Origin of the sequence: Sphingomonas parva (ex Maeng et al. 2020), from assembly GCF_004564275.1 — a bacterium.
Classification (GTDB): Bacteria; Pseudomonadota; Alphaproteobacteria; order Sphingomonadales; family Sphingomonadaceae; genus Allosphingosinicella; species Allosphingosinicella parva.
Genome location: NZ_SPDV01000070.1, coordinates 13,421 through 32,692, shown reverse-complemented (window position 1 = coordinate 32,692; position 19,272 = coordinate 13,421). Strand labels below are relative to the sequence as shown.

The following is a 19,272-nucleotide window of genomic DNA, read 5'->3' as shown; positions in this document are numbered from 1 at the left end:
AGCGCCTTCAGATAGGCGACGTCGGGCGCGCGAAGGCTCGGCGGGGTCTCGCCGCCGTCGTTGAACAGGGTGAGGATCGTGTCGACGCCGGTCGCCTCGGCCGGCGGCTGCGCCGCGGCGAGGGCGCGCATCACCGCGTAATCGGCGACCTGCATCAGCGTCTTGCCGTTCGCCGCGGCGCTGTCGATCACGACGTAGGAATCGAGGATTGCCTGCTGCGTCGACGATTTGATGATCGAGGCCGACATGTTGCGCTGAGTCTTTCCGCCCGGAGTGGCTCGGCCGACGTCGGCGGCGGCGCCTTCGCTCTCCGAATCGGTCGGCACCCCGCTGGCCGAGACGCGGTTGCCATGGGCGCGGTCGAACTGGCCCTTGCCCGACGAATAATCGGCATAGACCTGGCCGTCTTCGTTCTGGGTCTGGACGGCGCTCCAGGCCAGAGCGGGGCGCTGGTCCTTCATCAGCCGGTCGATCTCGCTTTTCTCCATGCCTGCGAAGAAGACCGGCTTCTGGCGATGGAGCTCCGAGACGAAGGCCTGGGCATCCTCGACCACGATGATCCTGAAATTGGTCGCGCAGCCCGGCTTGCCGACCTTCACGCCGACATATTTCGCGACCTTCTTCACCCGCTCGACGATCACCGCTGCATTCTCTTCCGGCATGCCGATCACGGTCGGGCAGACCGGATTGCGAAAGGCGGGCAGCTGGTCGTTGACCGGCCGGGAGATGTCGTTGACGTAGCGACGCGCGGCCTCGCGGGTCAGCCGCTCGCCGGTGACGACGATGTCGTCGGAACCTGCAGGCTGCGGCGCGGCCTGTGCCGCAAGCGCCAGCGCAATCGTCAGAGCGAACATCCCTCAATCCCTCCTCTATTCAGTCCCGACGTCGAGCTAGCCGGTATTTCGCGTCCACGAGCCGCTCACTTTCCGGCGCCGGCGGGCTCCTCGGGCGAAGTCTCGAGCACCGCCTTGGTCAGGCGGTTGAGCTGCGCCATCTTGTTCAGCGTTGGCGACGCGCTGTACAGCGCCTTCAGATAGGCGACGTCGGGCGCGCGAAGGCTCGGCGGGGTCTCGCCGCCGTCGTTGAACAGGGTGAGGATCGTGTCGACGCCGGTCGCCTCGGCCGGCGGCTGCGCCGCGGCGAGGGCGCGCATCACCGCGTAATCGGCGACCTGCATCAGCGTCTTGCCGTTCGCCGCGGCGCTGTCGATCACGACGTAGGAATCGAGGATTGCCTGCTGCGTCGACGATTTGATGATCGAGGCCGACATGTTGCGCTGAGTCTTTCCGCCCGGAGTGGCTCGGCCGACGTCGGCGGCGGCGCCTTCGCTCTCCGAATCGGTCGGCACCCCGCTGGCCGAGACGCGGTTGCCATGGGCGCGGTCGAACTGGCCCTTGCCCGACGAATAATCGGCATAGACCTGGCCGTCTTCGTTCTGGGTCTGGACGGCGCTCCAGGCCAGAGCGGGGCGCTGGTCCTTCATCAGCCGGTCGATCTCGCTTTTCTCCATGCCTGCGAAGAAGACCGGCTTCTGGCGATGGAGCTCCGAGACGAAGGCCTGGGCATCCTCGACCACGATGATCCTGAAATTGGTCGCGCAGCCCGGCTTGCCGACCTTCACGCCGACATATTTCGCGACCTTCTTCACCCGCTCGACGATCACCGCTGCATTCTCTTCCGGCATGCCGATCACGGTCGGGCAGACCGGATTGCGAAAGGCGGGCAGCTGGTCGTTGACCGGCCGGGAGATGTCGTTGACGTAGCGACGCGCGGCCTCGCGGGTCAGCCGCTCGCCGGTGACGACGATGTCGTCGCCCGGTGTCGGTGTTCCGGGAGCCTGTACGGCGAGCATCAAGGCGATCGTGGTCACAAACATCGGCGGTTCCCCCCTCAACCGGTGTGAGAAGCGAGCCTAACCGACGGTAAAGCGGAGGTCCATGGCACCCGGAGAACCGCCTTCCCCCCGTGCCGAATGCCGGTCAGGATCGATCGGGACGGCTTTAGTCCCGCTTGCGCCGCGATCCTGTCGCTCGCCGTGTCGTGATCGCGAAATATAAATCGCTTGCACCCAATTTGTTGATCTTTAACCATTGTTTCTTCCGGCGATGCCGCTCAGATGCGGCGTTGCGGGCCGTGGGGGGATGATGCGGCTTGGTGGGGGACAGCTTTGCTTTGGTCGTGCGGCGCACCCCGATGTTCGGCGCTCGCGCCCGACGTGGCGAGCGGCGCCGCGCGGCCTCTACCGCAGGCTACGCATCGGCATCCTCGCTCTGCTGTCCTCGGCCGCGCTGACCGCCTGCGCCGCCTCCTCCTACGCCGGCATCCCGCTCCGCCCCGGCGGCGCCGACGCGGCGCTCCAGGATCTCGCCCGCCGCGCGCAGAGCGGTGACAAGCAGGCCCAGCTCGATCTCGGCATCCGCTACGAGGAAGGGCGCGGGGTACCGGTGGATCTGAAGCGGGCCCGCCGGCTGTATGCCGCCGCGGCGACCACAAGTGGCGGCACCCAGCTCAGTCACTTTCCGGCAACTCCGAAAACTCCGGCGGCCGCAGTGCCGATCGATACCGGGCCACGACAAGATGGCTTGTCGGCCGCGCGCGCGCGCCTTGCCGCATTGGACGCACGAAGAGGTCGTGTGCTGGACACGAAGCTCCGTACGGTCCGAGGTGTAATCGTCACCGTCGGGCCATCCGACGTTTGCGAGACCGATCCCGACGTCGTTCGTGCGTCCACCCGCCTCGCAATCGGCCAGTGCCGCGCGAAGCTCTATCGCCTGACCGATCGCAAGGGCCGAACCTACGATCTCACGGATCTCATCCTCTACACGAACGACGAGGATGCCGCGATCGACGAGCACATTCCACTCGGTCTTATCGACCCGGCGGAAACCTGGCTCTCCTCCGATGAAGGGTCATCGGTGCGCGGTGCCGTGACCTTCGAGGTCCTGATCGGCGCCGCCGGTGCCTTCAGCATCATTCGCTCAGCAGAAGTGGATCACTGAAATGGCCACAAACCCTCCGCCTCCGCCGCCTCCTCCTCCCCCTCCCCCGCCGCCGCCGCCCACCTACGGCACCCGAACGGAGGGCACGCTGACCTCCGGGCAGATCGCACCGATCCTGAGCGACGTCTCGGGACGCAGCTTCCAGCTGGGGTGGGCGACGCGCGCAATTCGTGCGGATGCGCAGAAGGCGGCGAACAGGCAGAGCGATTATTCCAACCTGAGGTTCGACAGTCACTCATATCAGCTGAACGGCGCCACTGTCAGCGTTCCCACTTTCCAATTTCTCAACTACAGCGACAGCGAGCGTCGGACGCTCTCCGATGTGGTCGCCATCGTCAATCATGCGCTCGCCAGCAATGCGCCATCGGCGCAGTTCCTTCGCGACTTCCTGGCGCGAAGCGGAGGGCTGGGCTTTTCGGAATTCGTCTCCATTGCCGACCGCGGCTTCGGCCAGCACCCGAACACGGGCGCGGGCGGCGAGGCGTACAGGGGGAGAAACGGAGACCCTCAGCTCGAGTCCGCCGTCAACGTTGCGAACATCAATGACTTGTACAATGGTAAGACCGCCACCGCAGCTCTGATCATTCGCGCCTTCCACGAGTTTGGCCACGCAAACGCCGGCCATCCCAACTTCGATGGGATCGGGAACGTGAATAATCCGCGCGTCTACCAAGAAATTGTCGTAGAAAACGCTAATGCAAATGGTAGAACAAACCAGGTAAATTTTACGGATATTGATCCAACCTACAAGTTCGACATGGATTTTGCCAAGTTTGTTGCGGACTACGCCCGCGCGAACCCATCAATCGTGGTAGATGGTCAGACGATCGATCTCAGCCGCTACCAGTTCTCCCAAGGCGATCTCGACAGATATTATATGGGGGGCGGCGGCGTGCCGGGTGTCCTCACCGGCGCTGCCGAGCTCTACGAGAACATGAGGATCCTGCATATCAACTCGGAGACGGACCGCTGGTTTGACGCATTGCAGACCAACGCTCGCCGTCAGCGGGCGGGGCAACCGCCGCTTCCGATCGCTAACCTGCCGACTGCTGACGTCCTGGCGATCCTCACGCGTCAGGGCTTCCTGAGCCTTCGATCGAAACCCGATACCTATGACGAAGCCGCTTCCGGCCCATGGGGCTCGAGGATCGAGCATTATTCGCGGCGGAACAGAGGCCTCGTCGATTACGACGGCAACGGCAAGAACAAGGTATTCCGCGACGACCAGGTGCAGGATATCATCATTGCGGCCCGCGAGCAGGGTTTTTCCGAGATATTCCTCCAGAGCGTGATCCGCGGCGTCACGACCCTTGACGGCGGGCAGCTCGGCCTGGCGCTCGGCTCGGTCCTTGGCAAGCAGCTGACCTCCGACCCGTTCGGCCAGATCCTGGCATCTGGTACGATCGGCACAGTGCTTGGCGCCGTCGGCGAGTTCATCGACAAGAACGTCTTTCACGGAACGCCTTCGACCCACATCCTCGATCAGGGCGCGAAGAGCTTCGGCACCACGCTGGTGGGTAATATCAAGGGCGCCGGCATCGGCGCTCTGTCGTCTTACCTCACTGCCGAACTCGTGCGTGCCACCGGGCTCAACGGACTGTCCGCCGAGGTGGCGAACAGTTTTGGCGGTGCCGTGGTTTCCCAGATCATCACCAACATCACCCGACTAGGCGAGAAGTTCGTGGTGGTCGAGAACGGCGTCGAGGTGACGAAGTACCGCGATCTGTTCACCGACATCGGGCCAACGATGCTGGCGAGTACGGCGGCATCGTTCCTGGGATCGAAGCTGGCGAGTGCAATCTACACGCCGGATACCGTGGGCGGCCAGATTGGTGCTGCCGTCGGATCGGCTTACGGCTCCTGGGTCGCGAGCACGATCCTTGCGTCGGGCCTCAATCCAGCGACGTTTGTGGCGGCGATCGTGGTGGTGGCGTTCTGGCAGCTTGTTGGAAGCGTGATCGGCTCGTTGTTCGGCGGAACGCCTCGGTCTGGAGCCGATGCGGTCTGGAATGAGGCGACTCAGCAATTTTCCGTCGCCAACGTCTATTCGAAGAAGGGCGGCTCGAAGGACGCCGCCAAGAACGTCGCCTCCGCCGTGGCGGGCAACTTCAACGCGGTGCTCGCCGCCTCGGGCGCGACCCTGCTCGATCCCGGTGCGGTCAAAACCGGCAACTACGGAATGCGGAAGAAAGATTTCGTCTACCGGCCGACCTCAACCCGGGACACGGATGCGATCACCGCGCGCTTCTCCGGATCCAACGGGGCGACGAACCTCGTCAACCACGGAAGCTACATCGGCCTGAACAGCATGATCGGCCAGATGGCCGGCGGCAACATTTACGTGAAGCGCGCGATCGCTTCCTCCCTCGCGAACGCCGGGGGCAATCCGAACAGCTTGAGCGCCGGTGCAGCCGGTCGTTTCGACATGAGCACCTTGCTCGGCGACATCACGGTCGCACGCGAGTTCGAGGTCTATCTCGAGAGTAGTCTCGCCATCAGCGCACTCATGGGCGCCTCGCCTGGCAGCGCGTTTGCGGGCGGGTGGCTCGTAACTCTTGCGCGCGCCTCGGAGCTCGGCATCAACCGGCGCGCCTATACGGACTGGATCGGCGGCTTCAACGTCTTCTTCGACGAGGTCATCGATGGCAGCATCGACGGCAACAAGGTCTCTGCCGGGCAGGTTCTTGCCGGCCTCGACGTCGAAACCGGCATGAGGCAGTGGGCGATATTTGACGCCGGCGGTGCGTTCCTCGGCACCAGTGGCGACACGATCGAGACCGGTAGCCAGACGGTCATCACTGCGACGAGCGGGAACGACCTGATCGATCTGAGGGGCGGGCGGCTGGCAGACCAGCGCGGGTACACCGTCGACGGCGTCCTCCAGAACGACATCGCCGTGACCGGAGCCGATTTCACCGGCGGGAGCGGCACCCTCGCCTTTGCCTCCGGACAGTTTCGTACCAGCTTCACGGTCGCCACGAAAGCCGACGGCGTGGCCGAGATCGACGAGAGCTTTCTCGCGAATTTGACCAGCCGTTCCGGCGTGATGGTGGTTGGCGATCCCGCACGCGCCGTGATCACGGAAAGCGGCCTACCGACGCTGCTCGTCGGATCGAGCTTCGCCACAGAAAGCGATGGTTTTGCCGTTTTCCGCCTCAGCCTGTCGAAGGCCGCAACGCAGGCCATCGCTGTGTCGCTTTCGCTCACCGACCTCACGGCAATCGGCGGGGGAGTGGATTTCGGTACCGTCGGCGCGCCCGGCCTGCAGGTGTCGACCGATGGCGTGACTTGGGTCGATTCAACGACCGCTCAGTTTGCGGCAGGGGCGACCGAATTGTTCGTCCGCACTCGCATCGTGTCGGACGATGCAGTCCTGGATGACGGCACGCGCATCAACGAGGAGGCCTCGGTGCGGTTCGAGCTGATGGCGACCGTTACGAGCGGATCAAGCGCGCTCTCGAATGGATCGGCGCCGATCGTCGGCACGGGAACCATTGTCAGCGGTGTCTCCGATGCGTCGCTGGTTTGGATCGACGGGATCGTCGTACAGGAGGGCGGGGGGGCGACCTTTGTCGTCTCGCGCAATCGCGCCACGTCCGTCGCATCCGTCAACTACACGGTCACGGACCGTCGCGGCGTCGATATTTCAATCGCGGCCACCGTCGACGGCGGGGCAGGCGCAGACACCATCCATGGCTCGGACCTGGGCGACAACCTCATCGGCGGCGCTGGGAACGACACGCTCTACGGCGGACGTCTCGACGACTGGCTGCTGGGCGGCGACGGCGACGATACGATCGATGCCGGCTCCGCAACGGCGGGCACGCTCGGCGGTGACGGCAATTATCTCGATGGTGGTGCCGGCAACGACATCCTGCGCGGGCGCGAGGGGTCTGACTGGCTTGAAGGCGCCGAAGGGACCGATCAACTGTTCGGCGGCGCGGGCGACGATATCCTCGCCGGTGGCGCGGGCGACGGCGACCAGCTCCAGGGGGGCAGTGGCAGCGACCATTATCTGGTCCGCTTCGGCGACGGGGTGGATACGGCCCAGGAGAGCGGCTCGACGCTCAGCACCGGCACAACAGTGGACTATATCGCCAGCCGCATGAACGCGATCGAGCTGTGGAAGCGCGGTCTCGCCGGCGGCTTGCGGGCCGACTGGGCGGGCAGGGCGGCCGGCGTCACTCAGCGCAAGATCGACGGCGGGGAGGACGCGGTGGTGTTCGGCGCGGGGATCACCCTCGGCGACATCCGGCTGGAGCGCAGCGGCACGACCGCGACGCCGGGCAGCGACCTGATCGTCACCGTCGTCGACAGCTCGAGCGGCACCGAGGTGGACAGCGCCCAGCTCATTCTCAAGGACTGGTTCGTCGATGCGTTCAAGCGCGTCGAGTGGCTGAAATTCGCCGACGGCAACCAGATCAAGCTCGGCGATATCACCAGCTTCATCGTTGGCGGCGCCGGTAACGACATCCTGATCGGAACCCAGAACAACGACTTCATCTACGGCGGCGCCGGCAACGATTCGATCCGCGCGCTGGCAGGCAACGACATCGCCCTGGGCGGCACCGGCGACGATCTCGTTTCCGGCGACGACGATAACGACGTGGTCGTCGGCGGCCTCGGCAACGATCAGGTGCTCGGCGGCAAGGGCAATGATTCCCTGACCGGCGACCAGGGCATCGACGAGGTGTTCGGCGGCGAAGGCAACGACATCGTCTCGGGCGGTCTCGACAGCGGCGACCTCGTCGTCGGCGGCAAGGGTGACGACAAGTTCAAATATGCGCGCGGCGACGGTCACGACGCCATCTTCGACGATTATAATGACGCGGGCTGGTCGGTAATCTACGCCAACGGAGCGTATCAAACCGGCTATGTGATCGATGCCCGCGGCAGCATCGTCGCCACGTCCGGCGAGGTGATCGCCTACAACAAGGGCACACTCGACAATCTCGACCTCGAGTGGCGCAGCAAGGTCGACTGGGACGCGCAGACCGGGACGCTACGACGCTTCGTCGTCCCGACCAGCGGTCCGATCTCGCAGGACGCTGGATTCGACACGCTCGAATTCGCCCCGGGCATCAACATCCAGGATATCATCCTCTATCGCAGCGGCAACGACCTGGTCCTGGCCGTCGGCGACGACGAGCAGGAGATCAACGGCATCGGCGGCGTTGCGGGCAGCGTGACGATCAAGGACTGGTATGCGGCCGGCCTCGCCGGTCAGATCGAGCGGCTGGCCTTCTACCAGACCGGCATCCTCGACATCCAGGACGTGGCGGGGACGATCAAGCGCAACCTGATCGCCGGCAGCGACAGCGCTGACGGCAGCACGACCCAGGCGATGGGCGGGACGAGCATCGACGACTGGATGACCGGCGGCGGCGGCGACGACGTTATCGCCGGCGGCTTCGGCAACGACATCATCGCCGGCAATTCGGGATTCGACACGCTGAACGGGGAGGCGGGCGATGACGTATTGTTCGGCGGCACCGGCAACGACCTTCTCGACGGAGGAGCCGGCAAGGACGTGCTGATCGGCGGCTCCGGCCTCGACAGCGCGTCCTATCGCTCGGCGACCGCGGCGGTGCGTGCCCATCTGCTCGCACCGTCGGCGAACACTGGCGATGCAGCAGGCGACGAATATGACGGCATCGAAGGCCTGGTCGGCGGCGCAGGCAATGACGAGCTCGGCGGCGACGGCGGCGATAACCAGCTCGAGGGTGGCGCAGGCAATGACCTGCTGCTCGGCAACGGCGGCAGCGACACTTACGTCTGGAATGCCGGTCATGGCGCCGACACGATCTACGACGCCGTCTTCGCCCACTCGGGAACGGCGATCACCTACGACACCGGAAGCGACGGCGGAGACGACGTGCTCGAGCTGGGGTCGGCCATCAGCCTGACCGATCTCGTCCTCGTCTGGTCGGGCAACGACCTCTACCTGCGCCACGGCGGCTCGACCACGCAGCAGATCCGCCTTCAGGGTCAGGCGCTGGCGAACAGCCGGATCGAGACGCTCCAGCTTGCCGACGGCCAGGCCGTCTCGCTCGCCAGCGTGCTCGTCGCGGCCGGTAGCGCCGCGCTCAGCGGCAGCGAGAGCGCCGATCTGCTCGTCGGCTCCGGCGGCAGCATTGCCGCGATCCTGTCCGGCCTCGGCGGCGACGACGTGCTGGTCGGTTACGCCGGCGTCGACAGCCTCGCCGGCGGCAGCGGCGACGACATCCTCGAAGGCGGCGCCGGCGGCGACACGCTCGACGGCGGCGTCAACACCGCGGTCGGCACCAGCCCCACGGCCGGCGATACCGTGCGCTACGTGCGCTCGGGCGCCGGCGTCACCGTCGATCTGCGCAGCACCGGCGCCCAGGTCGGCGGCGATGCCGCCGGCGACGTCCTGATCGGTATCGAGAACGTCACCGGTTCCTCGTTCGGCGACCAGCTCACCGGGGACGACGGCGGCAACCGGCTGATCGGCCTCGACGGCAACGACGTGCTGAGCGGCCTCGCCGGCGACGACGTGCTGCTCGGCGACCTCGGAGACGATACGCTTTACGGCGGCGATGGCATCGATGCCCTGTCGGGCAGCGACGGCAACGACCGCCTCGAAGGGGGCGCCGGCGACGACCGGCTCGACGGCGGCGAAGGCGTCGATACCCTGCTCGGCGACGCCGGCAAGGACAGCCTGACCGGCGGTGCCGGCGACGACACGCTCGACGGCGGGAGCGAGAACGACAGCCTGTACGGTGATGCGGGTGCCGATATCCTGATCGGCGGCGACGGCGACGACAGCCTGGTCGGCGGGGACGGCAATGACAGCCTGAGCGGCGGTCTCGGCATCGACACCTACGGCTTTGGCGCGACGTCGGGCAGCGACACGATCACGGACGCGAGCGGCGCGAATCTGATCACTTTCGACCAGACGGTTCGTCACGACCAGCTGTGGATGACCCGCGTCGGCAACGACCTCCGCATCGCGGTGATCGGCGGCACGTCGGCGGTGACGCTCACCGGCTTCTTCACCGGCGGCACCGTCGCGCGGGCGGTGCAGACGACCAGCCACGCTTACTACCTCGACAATGTCGATTCCCGCCGGCTGATCGACGCGATGACGGCGGCGGGCGTGACCGCGCCGGCCGAAATGCCGGAGGCGATCGCCGCGCAGCTCGCCGAGTTCTGGCACGAGGGGGGCAAGGCGGCACCGACGGCGCCCGACACCGTCCGGTCGTTCACGATGAGCGAGGACGGCGTCCTCGCCGTCGGCGGCGGCTATGGCGTGATCGACCATGACGGCGGCGCGCTCACCTACAGCCTCAAGGCCGGCGCCGAGCCGAGCCTGGGCGCGATCAGCGGCCTCGATCCGGCCACCGGCGCATTCACCTACACGCCGCGCGCAAACGTCAGCGGCGATGATGCGTTCAGCCTCCTCGCCACCGATGCCGACGGCCAGGCGGTCGAGCTGAAGATCGCAGTGAGCGTCGCCGCGGCGAATGACGCGCCGGGTGCGATCACAATCGTCGGCGGCGGCGCCCTCTCCGTGGCCGAAGCGGGGGCGGGAAGCCCCACCGTCGCCGGCACGCCGGTCGGCAGCGTGACCGCCTCCGACATCGACGGCGATACGCTGACCTTCAGCCTGCTCGACGACGCGGGCGGACGCTTCGCGATCAGCACCGGCGGCGCGATCACCGTGAAGACGCCGGCGCTTCTCAATTTCGAGGCCGCCCAGAGCCACACGGTCGCCGTCCGCGCGTCGGACGGCAAGGGCGGCGTCTCCGACGCCACGCTGGCGATCGCGATCGGCAATTTCAACGAGCGCAACACGCTCCCCACCGGCCTCGCCTGGACCGTGGCCGAGAACAGCGCGGCCGGCACCACGCTCGGCACCGTCGCGGCGAGCGATCCGGACGGCGCCCATGCCTACGGGCAGCAGCGCTATTATTTCCTCAACGGCAGCGTTGCGAGCGGCACCTCCGCGGACGGCCGCTACGCGATCAACCCGACCAGCGGCGTCATCACCACCGCGGCGATGCTCGATTTCGAGGTCGCGAATCCCAGCGCCAGCTACACCGTCATCGCGCGCGACAACGCCGGCGCGGCGCCCTACAACCAGGCGCAGACCAGCGTCACCCTCGGCATCGTCAACGTCAACGAGGCCAACGCCCTGCCGGCCACGCACGCTTTCTCGCTGGACGAGAACGTTTCAGTGGGCACGCTGGTCGGCACCGTGACGGCAACCGACAAGGATAGCGCAGGGACCGCCTTCGGCCGCCAGCGCTACTATTTCCTCAACGGGACGGTCGCGAGCGGCACCTCGGCCGACGGGCGCTACACGATCGATGCCGCCACCGGGCAGATCAAGACCGCCACCGGGATCAGCTTCGAGGCCGGCGCGACCGGCACCTACAAGGTCATCGCGCGCGACAACGACGGGGTCGCCCCCTACAACCAGGCCGCGAGCGACGTCACGATCGGCGTCAGGGACCTCAACGAGGCCAACAGCCTCCCCGCCGCGCAATCGATGTCCATCGCGGAGAACGTCGCCGTCGGGACACAGGTCGGCACCGTCGCCGCGAGCGATCCGGATCTGGCGTCCGGCGCATTCGGACAGCAGCGCTATTACTTCCTCAACGGCACGGCGACGAGCGGCACCTCAGCCGACGGCCGCTACACGATCGACGCGCTCACCGGTGCGGTGAAGACCGCGGCGGCGCTCAACTTCGAGGCGCCGACGCCGAGCGCGAGCTATACCGTCGTGGCGCGGGACAATGCCGGCGTGGCCCCGTTCAACGAGGCGAAGACGACTCTCACCATCGGCATCACCGACGTCAACGAGGCGCCGACGGCGATGAGCTGGTCGCCGGCGACGATCGCGGTCGACGAACGCGACCGGGTCGCGGCGGGCACCGCACTCGACGCCCTCGCCCTCGCCACCTTCTCGGTGGCCGATCCCGACACGGCCGGCCTTGCTTCGGCCAGCTATCGCTACGCCGTCTCGGACAGCCGCTTCGAGTTCGTCGGCAACGCGCTCCGTCTCAAGCAGGGCGTTGCCCTCGATTACGAGGCCGGGGCGAGCATCGCGCTGACGGTGACCGCCACCGACCTCACCGCTACGCCTCTGACGATCTCCCGATCGATCACGATCACGGTTGGCAATCGCGACGACATTCTCGACGGAACCGCGGCGGCCGATACGCTGACCGGCCAGCAGAACCGCGACATCCTTACGGGTTTTGGCGGCGACGACGTCCTGAACGGTCTGGACGGCGCCGATCTGCTTGACGGGGGCCTCGGCAACGACAGCCTGTTCGGCGGCACCGGCAGCGATCAGCTGAAAGGCGGCGACGGCGACGACCTGCTCAGCGGCGGCGACGGCGGCGACGTGCTGGACGGCGGCCTCGGCAACGACACCGCCGACTATCGCTTCCTGGTCAACGGCACGGCGGCCACGGCCGGCGTCACCGTCGATCTCGCGGCACCGGCATCGAACCTCGGCACCGCGGCCGGCGATACCTTCGTCAGCATCGAGAATTTGGTCGGCACGACGCTCGCCGACACGCTGCGCGGCGACGCCGGCGCCAACAAATTGTACGGCCTTGCCGGCGACGACACGCTCCACGGCGCGGCCGGCAACGATCATATCGAGGGCGGCGCCGGTAACGACATCATCTACGGCGGTGACGGGGACGACGTCGTGCTCGATGGCGGCGACGGCAACGACATCATCTATGGCGGCAACGGCAACGACACGCTGATCGGCGGTGCCGGCAACGATCAGCTGTTCGCGGAGAATGGCGACGATCTGCTCGACGGCGGCCTGGGCGACGACACGCTGACCGGCGGCCTCGAGAACGATACCTATCTGATGACCCGCGCGTCGGGGAACGACACGATCATAAACTTCGATCCGTCAGGCCTCGATATCGACGTGATCGGCCTGCAGGACAGCGCCGGCGCGATTGCCGATCAGGACCTGTGGTTCGAGCGCTCGGGCAACGACATGCTGGTGTCGATCGTCGGCGCTAACGCCAGCGCCAGGATCAAGGACTGGTACATCACGCCGGGCATCGACGGCGCCAACTACAAGATCGACTTCATCATCGCCGGCAACCGGGTGAGCAAGACGATCAACGTCGAAGGGCTGGTCGCGCTGATGGCCGCGAAGGTGAAGCCGACCACCGCCGCGGCGCGCGACGGAATCATGGCCGATCTCACCTACAAGGCGAAATGGGCGACCTATTGGGGCACCAACGCCAAGCCGGTGGTGCAGCCGATCGCTGCCCAGACCGTCAACGAAGGCAGCCCGATGATGCTGACGGTCACGGCGACCGACGACATCACGCCCGCCGCCGGAATCACGCTGGAGATCATGCACAACGGCGCCCTGCTGGCGCCCGCCAATTATACGCTCGGCGCCGCCGACGCGCTCGGCCGGCGGACGCTGACCCTGCTGTCGCCCGCCGGCTATTCCGGCGACTCGACGGTTTCGGTGACGGCGATCGATGCCGGCGGGGTGCGGAGCGACACCGTCAGCTTCGCGACCTCGTTCAAGCCGGTCGCGACCACGCCGCAGATCTCCGGCTTCTCCGCAGCGCCCGGCAACGCGGCCCAGACCGGCGGCATCCCGCTCGCGATCAACACCACCTTCCCGGACAATGACGGATCGGAGGTCCACGAACTGTGGATCACCGGCGTCCCGGCCGGCGTCACGCTCAGCGCCGGCACCTACGACACGGCGACGGCGACCTGGAAGCTGACCAAGGCGCAGGCCATCGGCCTGGCGATCAACACGCCGGCCGGCTGGAGCCAGGATCTCAAGTTGACGCTGACCGCCCGCGCCAGCGAAGCCGGCCAGACCGCCACGGCGACCGCCACGACGACCGTCGTCGTCAACGCCCCGCCGACCAGCCTGGTGCTGCGCGGCCAGGGCACCGCCGCGACGCCGTCGATCAACGAGGTCACCCCGACGACGACTGCGGCCGGAACGCCGGTCGGCGTCGTCGCGCCGGTCGATCCCGACGCGCTCGAGCGGAACCGGATTCCGACCGACTTCACCCTGTTGCCGAAACGCGGCACCGGCGAGGAGCGGATCGTGACCGGCACGGGCCCGACCGGTACGTCGGTGCAGGTCCTCGAAACCGGCCAGTTCGGCGCGGCCGGCGACCCGGCCGGCGGCGGCGTCTTCGGCGTCAGCGCCGGCACGATCGATCGTACCAAGGTCTACAAATACACGATCTACGTGAAGCCCGAGAACGCGATGCCGCACAGCCTCTACTTCGGCACCAACGGCAACGTGGAGAATGCGACGACGGGCGCCGCCGATACCAACCCCTATTTCTGGTACGGCGCCAGCAATGCGCTGGTCCAGGATCGCTGGTACCGGATCGAAGGCTATGTGCTTCCGGCCGGCAGCGCCCTGACCTCGGCCGACCTTTATGGCGGCGTGTTCGACACGGTCACCGGCGCCAAGATCGCCAACACCAACCTGTTCCGCTTCGCCGCCACCGCGACCGACACCGGCGCCCGCTTCTTCAGCTTCTATGGTGACGGAACCGCGGGCTACAGCGCGCAATGGTACCAGCCGTCGGTCGAGCAGCAGGATTATTCGTTCAGCCTTACCGACAATGCCGGCGGCCGCTTCGCGATCGATCCGGTGACCGGGCTGATCACCGCGGTCGGCACCGCGTTCAACTTCGAGGCGGCCGCGAGCCACAACGTCACCGTCAAGGTCGTCGACTCCAATGGAGCCGCCTTGAGCCAGGTCAAGACGATCGGCGTCACCAACGTCAACGAGGCGCCGACGCAGCCCGCCGGCGGCGGCAGCGCCTATTTCGACGAGGCAGGTCTCGGGGCGAGGCCCGGGAACATTGGGACGGCCGTTGCCGGTCTCACGTTCAGCGATCCCGATGCCGGCGACACCGCCCGGCTCGAATTCACCCGCAACCCCGGCAATTGGTTCGCCATCTCGGGCAACCAGATCACCTTCGCTGCCGGGCTGAACTTCGAGACGCTGAAGGCCGCCGGCTATTCCGTCGGCGACTTCAACGCCGATGGACGCATCGAGGCGTTCGTCGGCGACGTCGGCGTCCGTACCTACGACAATGGCGGGCTCCGCTCGGCCGAGACGATCGTCAAGGTCTACATCCAGGACGTCAACGAGGCGCCGGTCATGGCGACCGATACGCGCTACGTCTATCCAAACGAGTGGACCGGCGGCGCGTACACCGCGCCCGTCATCGCCAGCTACGCGCCGACCGATCCGGACGGCACCACCCCGACGCTCCAGTTCGTCGCAAATCCCGGCAACTGGTTCTCGGTCTCCGGCAGCAGCGTGACGATGAGCTCGGCGATCAACTTCGAATGGGCGAGAAGCGCCGGCTACAGCGTCGCCGACGTCAACGGCGACGGCCGTCTCGACGCCTATCTCGGCGCTGTCGTCGTCCGCGCCACCGACGGCGTGCTCACCTCCGGCAATGCCACCACGCACGTCTACGTCTCGGACATGAACGACCCGGTCTCCTTGTCGCAGGGCAGCTACTCGTTCGGCGTCAATGAGAATCAGGCGGTCGGCACCGTCGTCGGCCAGGCCGTGGCATGGGACGACGATTCCACGGCAGGCGCGTTCGGCCAGCACCGCTTCTATTTTTCCAACGCCGGTGCGGCGAGCACCACTTCCTCCGACGGCCGCTATGCGATCAACACGACCACCGGCGTCATCACCACCGCCGCTGCGCTCAATTACGAGACGATGACCACGCCGACCACCTATTCGGTGATCGTCCGCGACAATCAGGGGGTGGGCGCCTATTACCAGGCCTCGGCAAACGTCACCGTCGCCGTTCAGAACGTCAACGAGCGGCCCAACAACCTCGTGCTCGAGGCGAGCAACGTCTTTACCGCGACGATGGGCAGCGAAACCCACGCCTGGTCGCTGCAGGCGCGCTTCGGCCTCTCCGATCCTGATGGTGCCACGCCTGCCCTGGAGATTGTGAGCGGCAATTCGAACGGTTGGTTCCAGGTGAACGGCAACCACATCCAGGTGACCAGTGCGAATTTTACCACCGGCTGGCTGAGCGGCACCCTCGGTCAATATGGCCAGGATGCGGGCTATTATTACGACACCAACGGCAACGGCATCCTGGAAGTCCGCATCGCCACCTTGGGCCTTCGCGCCAATGACGGGCTGGGCGGCGTCTCCGACACCTACAGCTACAACGTCTATATCGAGGATCGGAACGAGCAGAATTCGATGCCGGGGTCCTACGCATTCTCGGTGACCGAGAACGTCGGCATCGGCACCGCGGTCGGGACCGTGACCGCCAGCGATCCCGATCCGACCGCCCGCTATCGCGACCAGCGTTACTATTTCTGGGATGGCGTCAATGCGAGCACCGTCTCGTCGGATGGCCGAATGGCGATCGATGCGGTGAGCGGCGCGATCCGCACCAACGCCGGCATCGACTACGAGGCGACCCGCTCACTCAGCTACACCGTGACCGCGCGCGACAATTCGGGACTTGCGGGCTACACCCAGTCCTTCACGACCGTTTCGATCGCGGTCGGCAACGTCAACGATTCTCCGACCTATTTCGAGGCGATCCCGGTGGGTGCGATCTCCGTGATGGAGAACAGCCTGATGCCGGGCCAGGCGATCCCCGGCGCATCCGTGCGGGCACGCGACGCCGACGGACCGGTCAGCTACCGGATCGCGCCGACCTCGAACCCGAACAACATGTTCTCGATCACTTCGGCCGGGCAGATCACCGTCGGCCTCAATAACATCGACTTCGAATCGACGGCTCTCCTCGCCGGCGGGACGACCGGCAAATATGCCGATCTGGTGGTCTACGCCGGCGACGGCGGCGCCGAGGTCGCAACCACGGTCCGCATCGAGGTCGGCAATCAGCGCAAGTATCTGTGGAACAACAATGTGCTGAATGCCGCCTATCATCCGGAATCGCGCTCGACCTACATGCCCGGCGGCTATCTCCAGGCCGTAGGCGACGGGAGTGGGGGGACAGTGACCGAGAGCAGTCTCGGCGGCGACGCGACCGAGGCCCAGCTTGGCGGAGATCCGACCCATATCCCGATCTACGGCTACGATCAGTGGCTCAACGAGTGGTTCCTCTGGGGCCCGGAAGGCTTGGTTGGCTATTATTCCGAGATGAGCCAATGGGAGGGAATGACCCGGAACCGGCCGGAGAGCTCCGCCAATTATGCGCCCGGCTATGTCACCGTCGGGAACTGGCAGGTCTGGTCGGTCTATTCGGACGACGAGAACAACCAGAACACGACCTGGGGCGGCTATCCGATCGGCCTCGATCTCGACGGCGACGGGCTCGACCTCGTCGGGAGGATCGACAGCACCGCCTTCTTCGACATGAACGGAGACGGCCTGCGCGACCGCACCTCCTGGGTGGGCGCTGCGGATGCGCTGCTGGCCTTCGACCGCGACGGCGACGGGCGCATCGCCGGTCTCGCCGAGATCAGCTTCGTCGGAGACAAGGAGGGAGCCACCACCGATCTGGAGGGTCTCGCCGGCTTCGACGACAATGGCGACGGCCAGCTCGACGCGCGGGACTCGCGGTTCGGCGAATTCCTGGTCTGGCAGGATCGCAACCAGGACGGCGTCAGCCAGCGCGACGAGCTGCGCACGCTGACCGAGGCAGGGATGGCTTCGCTGTCGCTTGCCGGGGCGAAGACCGGCCAATCCCTTGCCGGCGGGGATCATGCCGTGCTCGCGACGGCGAGCTACCGGACCCTGGCGGGCGAGCTGCGCTCGCTGTTCGACCTCGTGCTCGGCTATCTGCCGGCCGGTCCCGCGCCGTCGGCGATCCCCGCGCCGCCGGCGCAGGAGGATGGCCTCGCGGCTCCGATCATCTTCGATCTCGACGGAGACGGGCAGACCATCGTCGCCCTGAAGGACAGCGCCACGACGTTCGACATGGTCGGCGACGGCCGGCTGCGCAAGACCGCCTGGGCTGACTCCGGCGACGCCTTCCTGGTCCGCGACCGCAACGGCAACGGCGTCGTCGACGGGATCGGAGAAATTTCGTTCGTGGCCGACAAGGCTGGCGCAAAGACGGATCTCGAAGGTCTGGTCGCGTTCGACGGCAATGGCGACGGCGTGCTCGACGGCGACGACGCGAGCTTCGTCGGCTTCAGTGCCTGGGTCGATGGCAACGCCAATGGCCGTACCGACGCCGGCGAGCTGCTCAGCCTGGCCCAGGCGGGGATCACCTCGATCAGCCTGGCCGGAACGGCTACGGGCAAGACGGCTGCGGACCGCAAGAATGGTGAGAGCGTGATCTTCAACATCGCCGGCTTCAGCCGCGACGGTGTGAACGGGCGCCTCAGCGACGTCGGTCTGGCGTTCGACACGGCGGCGCTCGGGCCGAGCGCCGCCAGCTTCGACTGGGACTCCCACGCGATGGGTGGGAGGAGCGGCAAGTTCGCCGTCATGGCGTCGAACGGCCAGCTGGTCGTGCGGCCCCGCAAGGCAAACGGTGATTTCGACCCGGGCGCCGGGGCCATCGGCTCGGCCGCGACCCTCGAATTCTCCGACCGGAGTTGGGGCGTGTTCGGCGCGATCGTCCTCGATCTCGACGGAGACGGGGTCGAGACTCGTTCGCTCAAGAAGTCCGACGCACGTTTCGACGCCGATGGCGCCGGCGGGCGCGACGACATCGGCTGGATCGGCAAGGGCGACGGCTTCCTCGTGATCGACCGCAATGGCGATGGCAGCATCGATCGGGAGGAGCTCTCCTTCCTGGCGGAAAGCGATCTGGCCGAGACGAACCTCCAGGGCCTCTCGGTCCTCGACGCCAACCGCGACGGCAAGATCGACGCGGCCGACGCCCGCTTCGGCGAACTGAAGGTCTGGGCCGATCGCAATCGGGACGGGATCACCGACGAAGGCGAACTGCTCACACTGGCCGAGGCGAACATCAAGACGATCGGCCTCGCAGCAGCGGCCGCCCAGTCGCAGGCGTACAAGCTTGGATCGAATGTCGTCCTCGCCACGGCGAGCTTCACCCGCACCGATGGCGAGACTCGCAGCTTCGCGGAAACGGCCTTCGCCTTCCGGCCTTCGGAGGGCCACGGGTCGGCCGCGAGCCTGGCGGCCGACGACGGCATGGGCAGCCTGGCGGATCGGCTTCGGACCGTTCGCATGGTCGAGGCGATGAACGCCTTTGGCGTCAACGGGGCGAGCGAGACGAGCCGTCTGAGCCGGTCGGAGCTGCCGGAATACGCGTTCCACGCCTGAGCGTGAAAGCGG

At 66.6% G+C, this 19,272-nt stretch carries 5 protein-coding genes; 2 read left to right on the top strand and 3 right to left on the bottom strand.

Annotated elements, in window-relative coordinates:
• Together E2493_RS19825 and E2493_RS19820 are read right to left on the bottom strand one after the other, a co-directional pair.
• Positions 1 to 854, bottom strand: an 854-nt coding sequence (locus E2493_RS19825; RefSeq protein WP_135090349.1) for a hypothetical protein, incomplete at its 3' end; no start/stop codon positions are given.
• Between the two features lie 65 nt (positions 855 to 919).
• Positions 920 to 1,876, bottom strand: a complete 957-nt coding sequence (locus tag E2493_RS19820) for a hypothetical protein (protein ID WP_135090347.1) — start codon at positions 1,874 to 1,876, stop codon at positions 920 to 922.
• Positions 1,877 to 2,141: 265 nt separating this feature from the next.
• Between E2493_RS19820 and E2493_RS19815 the strand changes: the two genes are divergently transcribed.
• Positions 2,142 to 2,999, top strand: coding sequence for a sel1 repeat family protein (locus E2493_RS19815; RefSeq protein ID WP_135090345.1), 858 nt, complete (start codon positions 2,142 to 2,144; stop codon positions 2,997 to 2,999).
• A gap of 235 nt (positions 3,000 to 3,234) precedes the next feature.
• Here E2493_RS19815 and E2493_RS21415 read toward each other — a convergent pair whose 3' ends face one another.
• Positions 3,235 to 3,609 carry a hypothetical protein gene (locus E2493_RS21415; RefSeq protein WP_167737649.1) on the bottom strand — a complete coding sequence of 125 codons (375 nt, stop codon included), beginning with the start codon at positions 3,607 to 3,609 and terminating at the stop codon, positions 3,235 to 3,237.
• A gap of 198 nt (positions 3,610 to 3,807) precedes the next feature.
• On the opposite strand from E2493_RS21415, the gene E2493_RS22165 reads away from it, so the two are divergent.
• A complete protein-coding gene (locus E2493_RS22165) occupies positions 3,808 to 19,260 on the top strand; it encodes a cadherin domain-containing protein (protein WP_263854108.1) in 15,453 nt (5,150 codons plus the stop codon).
• The last annotated feature ends 12 nt before the right edge of the window (positions 19,261 to 19,272 follow it).